This is a genomic window from Streptomyces sp. SID13726 (assembly GCF_010548375.1).
Taxonomy (GTDB): domain Bacteria; phylum Actinomycetota; class Actinomycetes; order Streptomycetales; family Streptomycetaceae; genus Streptomyces.
In genome coordinates, this window is the sequence record NZ_JAAGLY010000003.1 from 308,272 (window position 1) to 321,451 (window position 13,180).

The following is a 13,180-nucleotide window of genomic DNA, read 5'->3' on the forward strand; positions in this document are numbered from 1 at the left end:
GCGCCCGCCGCCCGGCCTCACCGCCCGATCGCGGCGGACCGGATGCGCCCGCGGCGGCCGACGGCGATCTTCACGGGGGCGAGCGCGCGTACGGAATGCGGTCCGTACGCCCCGCTCACCTCGGCGGCGCAGGCGAGTTCCTTGCGGTCGGTGTGGCGGCCCGGCTCTATCACCGGCAGGACCTCCACCTCGGCCACCAGCCCGCGCCCCGACACCACCCGCCACACCGACGCCAGCAGCGAGTCGTCGCCGATGAAGGCGGGGGCGGTGGTGGCCGCGCCGTCGCTCTCCCGGTAGCGCAGCCGCACCGGCTGCACCGGGACGCCCGCGTCGAGGGCCGCCTGGAACACCGCCCGGCGGAAGTGGCCCTGGGCGCGTCCGCACCATGTGCTGCCCTCGGGGAAGACGGCGACCGCCGCGGCCTCGCGCAGGGCGTCGGCGATGCGGGCGACCGTGTCGGGGAGGGCGCGCAGGCGGTCGCGTTCGATGAAGAGGGCGCCGCTGCGGGCCGTGAGCCAGCCCGCGAGGGGCCACTGGCGGATCTCGGACTTGGCGAGCATCCGGGCGGGGCGTACGGCGGCGAGGAGGGGGATGTCGAGCCAGGAGATGTGGTTGGCGACCAGGAGCACACCGCCGGTGGGCGCGGTGGTGCCGGACAGGCGGACCCGGACCCCGGAGGCCCGTACCACCGTCCGGCACCACCACCTGACCACGCCGGCCGGGATCCACCGGCCGACCGGCAGCAGCACGATCCCGGCGAGCAGTACCGCCGTGACCACGAGGAGCCGCAGCACGGCACGGGGTACGGCCGTGACGGACCCCTCGGGCTCCACGCACGCCCCGGGGGTGCAGGGCGCGCTGGGCAGCCAGACGCTCATCAGGCCGGGACGAGCGAGAGGAAGTGCCGCAGATAGCGGGCGTTGACCCGGCGCATCGACAGCAGCACGTACATGTCGGCGACCCCGAAGTCCGGGTCGTGGGCGGGCTGGCCGCAGACCCAGGCGCCGAGGCGGAGGTAGCCGCGCAGCAGCGGGGGCAGCTCGGTGTGGACGGCGGGCGTGCCCTCGGCGGGCTCCCAGGGCAGCAGGGGCCGTACCCGGAACTCCTCGGGAGCCAGGTACTTGGCGCGCACCCGGTCCCAGGTACCGGCCGCGAGCGCCCCGCCGTCGGCGAGCGGGATCGAGCAGCAGCCCGCCAGCCAGTCGTGGCCGCGGTCGACCATGTAGCGGGCGATCCCGGCCCAGATGAGGCCGATCACGGCGCCGTCGCGGTGGTCGGGGTGCACGCAGGAGCGGCCGACCTCGACGAGTCCGGGGCGGATCGCGTCGAGCGGGGCGAGGTCGAACTCGCCCTCCGAGTACAGGCGTCCGGCGACCGCGGCCCGCTCCGGGGGCAGCAGCCGGTAGGTGCCGACGACCTCGCCGGTCAGGGTGTCGCGGACGAGCAGGTGGTCGCAGTAGGCGTCGAAGCCGTCGACGTCGAGACCGGGCTCCGAGGTGGTGAGGAGGGCGCCCATCTCGCCGGCGAACACGTCGTGCCGCAGCCGCTGCGCGGCCCGTACGTCGTCCTCGTCACGGGCCAGGCTGACGGTGTAGCGGGTGGGGGCGACGCTCTGCGGGGGACGGTCCAGGGTGGAAACGCCGGTCATGGCACTCTCCAGGTCACAGGCGGAGGCGGCGAGCGGTGCCGCTGTCCCTGTTCTTCCGACGCCGGTTGGCGTGTACGTGACGGGTTCAGAGCGCGCGGATGTGCGGCGGTTGAACGCCTCGCACAAGGTGTCCGGGGCCTCCGCGTCCGTCGACCGGACGGTGTCACGCCGGTGTCCGGAGGACGGCCAGGCGTGGTGGGGCCGGACCTGAGCACCACGTCCGGCCCCACCCGTCCGCGCTGATCGGCGAACGTCTGTGGGCGCGCCCCGAAGCGGCGCCGTGCTACCGCTTGCCCGCTTTTCGCGTGGCTCGCAGCCACTCCTTGTTCATGCTGGTGATGGACACCAGCGGGATCCCCTTGGGGCACGCGGTCGCGCACTCGCCAGCCAGTGTGCAGCCGCCGAAGCCTTCCGCGTCCATCTGCTCCACCATGTCAAGCACCCGCGTCTCCCGTTCGGGTGCGCCCTGGGGCAGGACGTTGAGGTGGTTCACCTTCGCGGAGGTGAACAGCATCGCCGCCCCGTTGGGACAGGCCGCCACGCAGGCCCCGCAGCCGATGCACTCGGCGTGCTCGAAGGCGAAGTCGGCGTCCGGTTTCGGGACCGGTGTGGCGTGGGCCTCGGGTGCGGCTCCGGTGGGGGCCGTGATGTAGCCGCCGGCCTGGATGATGCGGTCGAAGGCCGACCGGTCCACGACCAGGTCCTTGATCACCGGGAAGGCCGATGCCCGCCACGGTTCGATGTCGATCGTGTCGCCGTCCGAGAAGGACCGCATGTGCAGCTGGCAGGTGGTGGTGCGCTCGGGGCCGTGGGCGTCGCCGTTGATGACCAGGGAGCACGCGCCGCAGATCCCCTCGCGGCAGTCGTGGTCGAAGGCCACCGGGTCCTCACCACGCAGGATGAGCTCCTCGTTGAGGGTGTCCAGCATCTCCAGGAAGGACATGTCGGACGAGATGCCGTCCACCTCGTACGTGGACATCGCTCCGTCGGCGTCGGCGTTCTTCTGCCGCCAGACGCGCAGGGTGAGCTTCATGCGTAGCTCCGCTGGGTGGGGTGGACGTACTCGAAGACCAGGTCTTCCTTGTGCAGGACGGGAGCCGCGCCCGTCTCGGTGAACTCCCAGGCCGCCGCGTAGGCGAACTCGTCGTCCCTGCGGGCGGCTTCGCCGTCCGGTGTCTGGGACTCCTCGCGGAAGTGACCGCCGCAGGACTCCGCGCGGTGCAGCGCGTCGAGGCACATCAGCTCGGCGAGCTCCAGGTAGTCGACGACGCGATTCGCCTTCTCCAGCGACTGGTTGAACTCCTCGCCGGTGCCCGGCACCTTGATGCGCCGCCAGAACTCCTCACGGATCTGCGGGATGCGCTCAAGTGCCTTGCGCAGACCGGAGTCGGTGCGGGCCATCCCGCAGAACTCCCACATGAGTTCGCCGACTTCGCGGTGGAAGGAGTCGGGCGTACGGTCGCCGTCGACGGCGAGGAGCAGGTTGATCCGGTCCTCGGTCTCCGCCAACACCTCCTGGACGACGGGGTGTTCGTCGGTGACCTTGCTCTGGTGCGGGTTGCGGGCGAGGTAGTCGTTGATGGTGGCGGGCAGCACGAAGTAGCCGTCGGCCAGACCCTGCATCAGTGCGGAGGCGCCGAGCCGGTTGGCCCCGTGGTCGGAGAAGTTGGCCTCGCCGATCGCGAACAGGCCGGGGATCGTGGTCTGGAGGTCGTAGTCGACCCACAGTCCGCCCATCGTGTAGTGCACGGCGGGGTAGATCCGCATGGGCACCCGGTACGGATCCTCGTCGGTGATCCGCTGGTACATGTCGAAGAGGTTGCCGTACTTGGCCTCGACGGCCTTGCGTCCCATTCGCGCGATGGCGTCGGCGAAGTCGAGGTAGACGCCCTGTCCGCCGGGGCCGACTCCCCTGCCCTCGTCGCAGACGTTCTTCGCGGCCCGGGAGGCGATGTCGCGCGGGACCAGGTTGCCGAAGGACGGGTAGATGCGCTCCAGGTAGTAGTCGCGCTCGTCCTCGGGGATCTGGTCCGCCGGCCGGGTGTCGCCCGCCGCCCTGGGCACCCAGATCCGGCCGTCGTTGCGCAGCGACTCGCTCATCAGCGTCAGCTTGGACTGGTGATCGCCGGTGCGCGGGATGCAGGTCGGATGGATCTGAGTGAAGCACGGGTTGGCGAAGTGGGCACCACGCCGGTGGGCTCGCCAGATCGCGGTGGCGTTGGAGTTCATGGCGTTCGTCGAGAGGTAGAAGACGTTGCCGTAACCGCCGCTCGCCAGGACGACGGCGTCCGCGAAGTAGGTGTCGATGCGCCCGGTGATCAGGTCCCGGGCCACGATCCCGCGCGCCTTGCCGTCCACCACGATCAGGTCGAGCATCTCGGTGCGCGGGTGCATCTCGATGTTCCCGGCCGCGATCTGCCTCGACAGCGCCTGATACGCCCCCAGCAGCAGTTGCTGGCCCGTCTGCCCGCGGGCGTAGAAGGTCCGCGAGACCTGCACCCCGCCGAAGGAGCGGGTGTCGAGCAGACCGCCGTACTCCCGCGCGAAGGGCACGCCCTGCGCCACGCACTGGTCGATGATCTCGACGGAGATCTGCGCCAGGCGGTGCACGTTGGACTCGCGGGCCCTGAAGTCGCCGCCCTTGACGGTGTCGTAGAAGAGCCGGTGGATGGAGTCACCGTCGTTGCGGTAGTTCTTGGCCGCGTTGATGCCGCCCTGCGCGGCGATGGAGTGGGCGCGGCGCGGGGAGTCCTGGTAGCAGAACTGGACGACGTGGTAGCCCTGTTCGGCGAGCGTGGCACCCGCGGAGCCGCCCGCTAGTCCGGTGCCGACGACGATCACCGTGTGTTTGCGGCGGTTGGCTGGGTTGACGAGTTTCGCCTCGAACCGGCGGGTGTCCCACCGCTCGTTGACGGGCCCGGACGGCGCCTTGTCGTCGGTCAGCGGAGTACCGGTCGTGTAGTCCGCGTAGTGGGGGTACGTCATGTTCAGCTCACCACTCCGGTCATGACACCCACGGGTACGGCGATGAAGCCGGCCGTGAGCAGCAGTGCGAGGACGTTCGCCGTGGCCTTGAGGGCGCGGTCGCGGGTGCGGCTGCCGACGCCGAGGGTCTGGGCGGCGCTCCAGAAGCCGTGCCGGACGTGCAGGCCGAGGGCGAGCATCGCAACGATGTAGATGACGTTGCCGTACCAGGTGGAGAAGGTGTCCACGACGTTCTGGTACGGGTGGCCCTCCTGGAAGCCGCCGGAGTGCACGGTGCCGGTGGTCAGGTCGAGGATGTGCCAGACGATGAACAGGCCGAGGATGATCCCGCCCCAGCGCATGGTGCGGGTGGCGTAGCTCGCCCGGGCCTTCCTGTGCACGTACTTGCCGGGCCGCGCCCTGATGTCGCGGCGGCTGAGCTGGTACGCGGAGGTGGCGTGCGCGACCACCGCGACGACCAGCGCGATCCGGATCAGCCAGAGCGTCCACTCGTAGTGCATGAAGGGTTCGCCGACGGTGCGCAGCCAGTGGGCGTAGTGGTTGAACTCGCCCGCCCCGAAGAAGATCTTCAGATTGCCGATCATGTGCACGACCAGGTACAGCAGCATGATCAGACCGCTGACCGCCATCACGGTCTTCTTGCCGACGGAGGAGTCCCACACGGTGCGTGCGAGGGACGGCCGTCGGTCCGTCCGCGTTGCCAGAGCCATGGGTCAAGACGCTAGAGCCGAAGGTGCCCATCGGTCCAAGACATGGTCCCGGTCGTTTCAATAGGCGGAGCCTATGATGGTGGGGTGCAGTTCCAGCAGCTTCAGTACTTCGTGGCGGTCGCCGAGACCCGGCACTTCACCCGCGCCGCCGACCTCGTCCATGTGGCGCAGCCGTCCCTGTCCCAGCAGATCAAGGCACTGGAGCGGGAGTTGGGGGCCGATCTGTTCCTGAGGGCGCGCGGCAACATCACGCTCACCGACGCCGGCGAGGCACTGCTCCCGCTGGCCCGCCGCATCCTGGCCGACGCGGACACCGCCCGGCACGAGGTGCAGGAGCTGGTGCAGCTGCGCGGCGGCCGAATCAGGCTGGGCGCGACCCCGAGTCTGTGCACGGGCCTGCTGCCGGACGTGCTGCGCGCCTTCCACGACCGCTACCCCGGCATCCGGCTGCTGATCGAGGAGGGCGGCTCCCACGATCTCGTACGGGAACTCGCGCGCGGCGCCCTCGACCTGGCCCTGGTGGTCCTGCCCCTGCCCACCCCGTCACCGGCGCTGACCACGGTCGAGCTGCTGCGCGAGGACCTGGTCGTCGTCTCGTCGCCGGAGGCCGATCCGCCGGGCGGCCCGGGCCGTCGTACCGTGCGCATCGCCGATCTGGAGAGCGAGCGCCTGGTGATGTTCCGGCACGGCTACGACCTGCGCGAACTCACCGTCGCCGCGTGTCGCTCCGCCGGGTTCGAGCCGGACTTCGCGGTGGAGGGGGGTGAGATGGACGCGGTGCTGGGGTTCGCCCGGGCGGGGTTGGGGGTGGCCGTGGTGCCGCGGATGGTCGCCACCCGGTCGGGGCGGGGGCTGCGGGTGACTCCGTTGGCTCGGCCGGGGTTGCATCGGACGATCGCGCTGGCTCATCGCAGTGACGTGGCTCCGCCTCGGGCCGCGCGGGAGCTTCAGCGGATGTTGTTGGAGCGGTGAGCTGTGTCTGTGCCCGGATGCGTCGTGGGGGCTCGGACCGGTTCGGGGCGCGGGGGTCGCATGTGGGCTGGTCGCGCAGACGCGGCGGGGCCGCATGTCGATACGGCCCCGCGCCCCTGGGTGGGTACGGCTAGCCCGTCGCGTCCACCAGGGCCAGCTCGTGCAGGCGCTCCGGTGGGCCCGGGCGGGCGTAGTACCACCCCTGGGCCGTGTCGCAGCCCAGTATCCGCAGCTGTTCGGCCTGGGCGCCGGTCTCGACACCCTCGACCGTCACCGCGAGGTTCAGGCTGTGGGCGAGCGAGACGATGCCCTCGACGATCTTGAGGTCGACCGGGTCCGCGGGGAACTGCTGCATGCTCTGGGTGAAGGAGCGGTCCAGCTTGAGGACGCTGACCGGGAGGCGGCGGAGGTTCGCCAGGTTCGAGTAGCCGGTGCCGAAGTCGTCCAGGGCGATGTCGACGCCCATCTCGGCGAGCCGGCGCAGCGGCTTGAGCAGGTCGTCGTCGGCGCCGATGAGGGCCGACTCGGTGACTTCCAGGCAGAGCGCGTCGGGGGCCACGCCCGTGCGCTCCAGGATGTCCACGGTGTCCTGGACCAGGCCGGGGTGGGTGAGCTGGCAGGGCGAGAGGTTGACGTTGATGCGGAGCGGGCCGCTCTCCCCGTACCGTTCTCGCCACTCGCGGGCCTGGCGCACCGACTGTTCCAGGACCCAGCGGCCGAGCGGCACGATCAGCCCGGTGTGCTCGGCGAGCGGGATGAACCGGTCCGGGCCGAGGACGCCGTGCTGCGGATGCAGCCAGCGCACCAGCGCCTCCGCGCCACGCACGCTGCCGTCGCCGAGGTGGACCAGCGGCTGGTACTCGATGAAGAACTCGCCCCGCTCCAGGGCCGCGGGCAGCTGTGTGGTCAGTCCGTGCCGGGTGATGGCGCGGGCGTCGGCCTCCGGGTCGGCCAGCTCGAAGCGGTTGCCGCCCGCCGACTTGGCCCGGTACATCGTGATGTCGGCGCTGCGCAGCACCTCCGCGGGGCCGCGCTCCCCCGCCGGGCCCTCGACGATGCCGATGCTGCCGCGCACGGTCAGCTCCCGGCCGTCGATGCGGACCGGGGCGATCAGTACGTTCATGATGCGCGCCGCGAGTTCGTCGACCTCGCTCTCGGTGTCCGGGCCGGTGGTCAGCGCCACGAACTCGTCGCCGCCGAGCCGGGCCACCATCTCGCCGGGCGCGGTCGCGCAGGACTGGAGCCGGTCGGCGACCTCGACGAGCAGCCGGTCGCCGGCCGCGTGGCCGAGGCTGTCGTTGATGGTCTTGAAGCCGTCGAGGTCGAGGTAGCACAGGCCGAACCGCTGGCCCTCGCCCGCGCTGACCGCCTTCTCCAGGCGCTCGAAGAACAGGGTGCGGTTGGGCAGCCCGGTGAGCGCGTCGTGGGTGGCTTCGTAGCGCAGCCGGAGGTTGAGCAGCCGGCGCTCGGTGGTGTCCTCCATCAGGGCCAGCTGGTACTGCGGGACGCCGTCGGCGTCGCGCAGCAGGGAGACCGTCAGGTTGGTCCACAGGACCGTGCCGTCGGGGCGGTAGAAGGCTTTTTCGAGGTGGTAGTGCTCGCGCTCGCCGCGGACAAGTTCGTCGTAGAGCGTCCAGGTCTGGGGCGCGTCCTCGGGGTGGGTCCACTCCTGGACCCGGCGGCCGCGCATGCTCTGGTCGGTGAGGCCGAACATGCGCAGCAGCGCGCCGTTGACCTGGAGGACGTTGCCGTCCAGGTCGGCGATGCCGATTCCTATGGCCGCGCCCTCGAACACCGCCCGGAACCGGGCCTCGGTCGCGTGCAGCGCCTGTGCCACCACGCCCTGCGCCTCCAGGGCGGCCTGGGCGATGGACTCCTGCTCGGCCAGCGTGCGTTCGCGCAGCGCCTGCGCGAACCCGGCGGCCATGGCGTGCTGGAGCCGCGCGGAGCGGCTGCGCAGGTCCTCCTGGTCGCCCTCGCCGCCGCAGTAGAGCACCAGATAGGCGTCGACGCAGTCCAGGGAGCGGGTCAGCGCGTCCGGGTCCGTGCAGTGCGCGGCGACGAGCGCGGCGCCCACCGCCCGGCCCTCGTCCATGTCGACGACCCTGGCGGCGAGTGCCTCGCTCAACCGGCGGGCCAGCGGGAGCAGTTGCTCCTCGAACTCCGACCGGGTCGAGGACGTCGACGTCACCGGGTACACGGCCCGGCTCCAGATCGTCGCGAACCGGCGCAGTCTGTCCTCCGGGCCGTCCGGCTCCGCGCTCACGCCGTCCGCCCCACGCCGCCGAACTGGGAGAAGGCCCACGGATCCTCGTCGTCGGGGTCCCAGTTCTCCGACTCCGGCCGCCACCGCGGCATCGGCACCAGCCCGGGTTCCACCATGTCGTACCCCTCGAAGAACCGTGCGATCTCGTCGTGCGAGCGCATGATCAGCGGGTTGCGGATGTCCTCGTACACGTCCATCGCGCCCTGCACCTGCTCCTGCGACAGCGGGATTCCCTCGTACGCGGCGTGCGTCAGCACCAGCAGGCTGCCGGGCGCGAGCGCGTCGCGCAGCCGTGCCACCGCTCGGTAGGGGTCGTCCGCGTCTTCCACGAAGTGCAGTATGGCAACGAGGAGCAGCGCGACCGGACGGTTCAGGTCGATCAGCCCCTGGACTTCGGGGCTCTGCAGGATCTCCTCGGGCTTGCGGAGGTCGGCCGCCACCACGCCCGCGTCCGGGTTGTCCGCGATGACCGCCCTGCTGTGCGCGACGGCCACCGGGTCGTGGTCGACGTAGACGACGCGGGCGCCGGGGCTGGCGCCTTGGGCGACCTCGTGGACGTTGCCGAAGGTGGGGATGCCGGAGCCGATGTCCAGGAACTGGGTGATGCCCTCGTCGGTCGCGAAGCGCACGGCCCGCCGCATGAACGCCCGGTTCGCCTGCATGATCTTCGGCAGCCCCGGAGCGAACTCCATCGCCTTGCGGGCCGCCGCCCGGTCGGCCTCGAAGTTGTGCGAACCGCCCAGGTAGAAGTCGTAGATCCGCGCGACGCTCGGCACCGAGATGTCGATGCTCCGGGGAGCCCAGGCGGGTCGCTCCATCTGTCTCTCCTCGGCGTAGACGATCCGGTGTTCGAGCTGAGGCTACTGATCGCCCGCCAATGGAGCGAGTGGAAACGGAAATTGACCGTCCGTTCCAGGTCACTGCCTGCGGCACGTGCCGCTCGCGAGCCCTGTGCGTTCCCTACGAAACGTAGGCGCCGCACTCCGGAGAGTTCCGAAGTGGGCGCCGACTCGCGGGGAGTTGGGGGGAATGACGGCAAACCGGCCCGACCCCTCCGTGCGGCGCGGAGAGGTCGGACCGGTGGACCGGTGGAGCGATGACGCCTTCGTCACTTCTCGGGGGCGCCGACCAGCTTTCCGTCGGGGGCGACCGCGTACCACGTGCCGCCGACACCCTGGCCGTTGGTGTCTCCGGGCTCCTTGTCGTCCGCGAAGGTGTAGATGGGCGAGCAGTTGACCGTCTGCTGCTTGACGCCGTCGGAGCGGGTGAAGCTCATCAGGCCCTTCTTCTGGACGCCCTTGGTGTCGTTGGACGACACCGGCGCGACGACCGGCCACTTCTCCAGGCAGGCGCCGTTGCAGTTGGAGACCGGCTCGGGCCAGGCCTTGTCCTTGAGGAAGCGGTAGACCGTCATGCCGTTCTTGTCGACGACGATCTCGCCCAGGTTCGGGTCGTTGCGCGTGGACAGTCCGGGCAGGCTGGCGACCGAGGCCTTCTTGCCGGTGGGTGCCAGGGCGTACCACTTGCCGCCCACGCCCTGGCCGGTGAGGTCGCCCGCCTTGGTGTCCTTCGCATAGCGGTAGGCCGGCCAGCCGCCGATGGTCAGCTGCTTGCTGCCGTCGGTGCGGGTCACCTCGCCGAGCAGTGCCTTGTCGATACCGGCACCGGCAGAGGCGTCGTCCGCGGGAACCGGCGGCCAGGCCTTGGCGCAGTCGCCGTCACAGTTCGACTTCGGCGGCTCGGCGGTGTCCTCGTCGAAGCGGTAGAGGGACATGCCGTTGCTGTCGGTCAGCACGTCACCGAGCTCGGCGTTCGCGGAAACCTGCAGCTTTCCGGCCGAGGCCGACTGGGCACCCAGGTTGCTGCCCTGGCCGGCCGCGGTCGAACTCGCGCTCGGGCTGACACCGGTCCCGATGCCGGAGCCCACACCGCCGTAACCGCCCGCCGCCGCCGTGGCGCCGACGTTCTGGCTGCCCACCGACGAGGTGCCGCCTTCCTGACCGCACGCCGTCGTCAGCGCCAGCACTGCCGCCGCGCTCGCCACGAGCGAGGCGCTCCGCCAGGAGGTCTTCATCGTCAACTCCCCATAATTTCTTAGGGTGTTGCAGCGCCCTGCTGCGCCGCCGCACGACCATGGGTACGCGCCGGGACAGGGGTTGTGTTCAACCGCACCGAAAATTTCTTTTCGGAAGCTGTGACACCACCCGCCCCAGCTCGCACACACGCCCGCCTCATCGGACGCGCGAGCGCCCGCGATTCAAACCTCCGGCTACCTTTTATCCCTCCTTCGGAGCAATCTCTTCGCGCCCGCGCGTGAGAGGCGGCGGGCTGCCTCATGATCTCCGTCGTGCATCGACCCGAATCGTCTCAATCCGCCTCCGCCATACGGGTGTTGGCGCTCTTGACATTGACGTGGGCACTGATCGGCCCGACGGCCGGGGTGGCCGAGGCGGACGCCTGCGCCTACGCCTCGATCGGCCCGGAGGGCGCCGAGGTCGTGGCGGTGGCCGGAAGCCTCAGCTGGCCCACCCTTCCGCCGTGCCCGAAACCCAAGCCGCCTCCCCCGCCCGAACCGACCCCGACCGAGCCCCCGTGCACTCCGACACCGACGCCGACGCCCGACCCCACGCCGAAGCCGCCTCCGACCCGGAAGCCGCCGAAGCCCACCCCGACCCCCACGCCCGAGCCACCGCCACCGTCTCCCCCGCCGCCCGAGCCGGCACCGCAGCCGGCCGCGCCGCGCCCGCGGCCGATCCCCACACCCACTCCTACACCCACCCCGACGCCCACGCCCGCTCCGACCCCGACCCGGACGCCGTCGCCCAAGCCGACCCCGCGCCCTTCCGTGACCCCGGTGACCTACCCGGCCTACCACCACGCGAAGGCGCCCGACCGGCCCACGCACAGCACGACGTCCCCCGTCGTCTACGTCCTGCTCATCACCGCGCCCGCGGTGGTCGCCGTGGCCGCACTGCGGCCCCGCTAGTGCCGATCCTGGAGGCATCCCTTGCCGGAATGGCTTGTTCTCGTCCTCGCCGCGCTGGCCACCTGTGCCGTGGTGGTCGGCATCACCCTGCTCCGCCACAAGGCGGCGGCCGTGGACGAGGATCCCAACGAGACCCCGGACGTCATCGAGTACATGACGATGTGGATCGGGGTGGTGTACGCCATCGTCCTCGGGCTGGCCATCGCGGGCGTCTGGGAGGCCCGCAGCGCCGCCCAGGACCACGTCCAGGCCGAGGCCCAGGCGCTGCACGAGATCTCGGAGCGGGTGCAGGCCTACCCGGCCGACGCCCGTGACCGTATTCGGGCCGATGTCAACGCCTATGTCGGACACGTCGTCACCGTGGAGTGGAAGGAGATGGCCGACCACGACCGGACGACCACGCGGGGCACCGAACTCCTCGACCGGATCCGGAAGGACGTCACCTCCTACCAGCCGACGACCGACTTCCAGGCCCAGGCCTACCAGCCGCTCGTCGACCAGGTGGCCGCGGTCGACCAGGCCCGCAACGCCCGTGCCGACTCGGTCGCGCCCACCATGCCCGGCGTGGTCTGGATCGGACTGCTCGGCGGAGGCGTCGTCACCATCGGCATGATCTTCGCCCTCCAGATCCGGCGAACTCCGCGCGAGCTGATCCTCGCCGGCCTGTTCTCCACGCTGATCGTCTTCCTGCTCTTCCTGATCTGGGACTTCGACGCCCCCTACAGCAGGGGCATCACGGCGTCGGCCGAGCCGTTCCTCGCGCTCTTCCCGGGCGTCAAGGGCTGACGGCGTCTCACCACGGGTGGCCCCGGGGGACGTCCGGCGTCGACACGCCGTCGACGTCCCCTGAGCGGCCCACATCTGTGCCCCATTCGCGCGACTGTGATAGCGCGGACGTACACCTGTTCCTAGCGTTTCGGTCATCGAGGTGCATTTCAGGCGCAAGCGGAAAAGGTCCGCAGCTGCTCCTCGGGGACCGGAGGATCCACCATGCGCGCGATACGCGTCGCTTCGGCCGCACTGCTGGGCGTGACCGCCCTGACCTTCTCCGCACCGGCCGCCGTCGCGAAGGGCGACAACAACATCACGCCCTTCGGCTTCAGCGTCCTGCCCTCGACCATCGCCGCGGGCGGACAGGTGACGCTCCAAGTCGACCGGAACAGCGGTGGCTGCAAGGGCAAGGTCACGGTCACGTCGGCGGTCTTCGACACCACCAGAATCCCGTCCGGGAGCAGTCAGGCGACGGCGGTCGTCGACTGGGACGTCAAGCCGGGGGCGGTCTACCAGGTGACGTTCACCTGCGACGGCGTGAGCGGGTCCACGGGCCTGACGATCGCCGGTGGCCGTCCGGTCGGCCCCACTCCGGTACCGGTCTACCCGGGCCGGGGTGTGCACGCAGGTGAGGGCGGCAGCCTCGCCGGGTTCGACCTCAAGGAACTCGGCATGGGCGCCGCGCTGATCATGGGCTCGATCGGGGCGGCGTACCACTTCTCCCGCCGCCGCACCGGGGACGACGGCGCCTGACGGCTCCGCCCGACCCGCACAGACCTCCGCCCCGGCTCCTCTCGGAGTCCGGGGCGGAGGTCTGTGTCACGTGCGGTCAGAAGTCTCCG

General features: G+C 70.9%; 13 protein-coding genes. 4 read left to right on the forward strand and 9 right to left on the reverse strand.

From position 1 onward, the window contains the following. Window positions 1-17: 17 nt before the first annotated feature. The 5 genes from G3I78_RS08730 to G3I78_RS08750 all read right to left on the reverse strand — a co-directional run bounded on the left by G3I78_RS08730 (window position 18) and on the right by G3I78_RS08750 (window position 5,343). Window positions 18-878 carry a lysophospholipid acyltransferase family protein gene (locus G3I78_RS08730; RefSeq protein ID WP_164422254.1) on the reverse strand — a complete coding sequence of 287 codons (861 nt, stop codon included), beginning with the start codon at window positions 876-878 and terminating at the stop codon, window positions 18-20. Next, window positions 878-1,648: a GNAT family N-acyltransferase gene (locus tag G3I78_RS08735; RefSeq protein WP_164422255.1), complete on the reverse strand. Its 771-nt coding sequence runs from the start codon at window positions 1,646-1,648 to the stop codon at window positions 878-880. Before G3I78_RS08735 ends, G3I78_RS08730 begins: the two co-directional genes overlap by 1 nt. Before the next feature lie 283 nt (window positions 1,649-1,931). Next, window positions 1,932-2,681, reverse strand: a complete 750-nt coding sequence (locus G3I78_RS08740; RefSeq protein ID WP_164422256.1) for a succinate dehydrogenase/fumarate reductase iron-sulfur subunit — start codon at window positions 2,679-2,681, stop codon at window positions 1,932-1,934. Continuing rightward, the gene (locus G3I78_RS08745; RefSeq protein WP_164422257.1) at window positions 2,678-4,633 is read right to left on the reverse strand and encodes a fumarate reductase/succinate dehydrogenase flavoprotein subunit; all 1,956 of its coding nucleotides are present in this window, start codon (window positions 4,631-4,633) and stop codon (window positions 2,678-2,680) included. The genes G3I78_RS08740 and G3I78_RS08745 overlap by 4 nt, the downstream gene beginning before the upstream one ends. Before the next feature lie 2 nt (window positions 4,634-4,635). Beyond that, on the reverse strand, window positions 4,636-5,343 hold the full coding sequence (locus tag G3I78_RS08750; RefSeq protein ID WP_164422258.1) for a succinate dehydrogenase: 708 nt from the start codon (window positions 5,341-5,343) through the stop codon (window positions 4,636-4,638). Between the two features lie 84 nt (window positions 5,344-5,427). Here G3I78_RS08750 and G3I78_RS08755 point away from each other — a divergent pair, with 84 nt between their 5' ends. Continuing rightward, complete coding sequence (locus G3I78_RS08755; protein WP_164422259.1) at window positions 5,428-6,315, forward strand: LysR family transcriptional regulator; 888 nt, start codon at window positions 5,428-5,430, stop codon at window positions 6,313-6,315. 130 nt (window positions 6,316-6,445) lie between these two features. Here the strand turns inward: G3I78_RS08755 and G3I78_RS08760 are convergent, their stop codons facing one another. The 4 genes from G3I78_RS08760 to G3I78_RS51840 form a co-directional block, all read right to left on the reverse strand. Beyond that, window positions 6,446-8,581, reverse strand: coding sequence for an EAL domain-containing protein (locus G3I78_RS08760; protein ID WP_164422260.1), 2,136 nt, complete (start codon window positions 8,579-8,581; stop codon window positions 6,446-6,448). Next, entirely contained in the window at window positions 8,578-9,399 is an 822-nt protein-coding gene (locus tag G3I78_RS08765) for an SAM-dependent methyltransferase (RefSeq protein ID WP_164422261.1), read from the reverse strand. The genes G3I78_RS08760 and G3I78_RS08765 overlap by 4 nt, the downstream gene beginning before the upstream one ends. Before the next feature lie 290 nt (window positions 9,400-9,689). Then, a complete protein-coding gene (locus G3I78_RS08770) occupies window positions 9,690-10,655 on the reverse strand; it encodes an SCO0930 family lipoprotein (protein WP_164422262.1) in 966 nt (321 codons plus the stop codon). A 389-nt stretch (window positions 10,656-11,044) separates the two neighbouring features. Further along, window positions 11,045-11,341 carry a hypothetical protein gene (locus tag G3I78_RS51840; RefSeq protein ID WP_239157706.1) on the reverse strand — a complete coding sequence of 99 codons (297 nt, stop codon included), beginning with the start codon at window positions 11,339-11,341 and terminating at the stop codon, window positions 11,045-11,047. A gap of 94 nt (window positions 11,342-11,435) precedes the next feature. Here G3I78_RS51840 and G3I78_RS52805 point away from each other — a divergent pair, with 94 nt between their 5' ends. From G3I78_RS52805 to G3I78_RS08785, 3 genes are all read left to right on the forward strand, one after another. Next, entirely contained in the window at window positions 11,436-11,567 is a 132-nt protein-coding gene (locus tag G3I78_RS52805; protein WP_275424806.1) for a hypothetical protein, read from the forward strand. A 21-nt stretch (window positions 11,568-11,588) separates the two neighbouring features. After that, on the forward strand, window positions 11,589-12,353 hold the full coding sequence (locus tag G3I78_RS08780) for a DUF4239 domain-containing protein (protein ID WP_164422263.1): 765 nt from the start codon (window positions 11,589-11,591) through the stop codon (window positions 12,351-12,353). Between the two features lie 204 nt (window positions 12,354-12,557). Continuing rightward, window positions 12,558-13,091, forward strand: a complete 534-nt coding sequence (locus G3I78_RS08785; protein WP_164422264.1) for a hypothetical protein — start codon at window positions 12,558-12,560, stop codon at window positions 13,089-13,091. The last annotated feature ends 89 nt before the right edge of the window (window positions 13,092-13,180 follow it).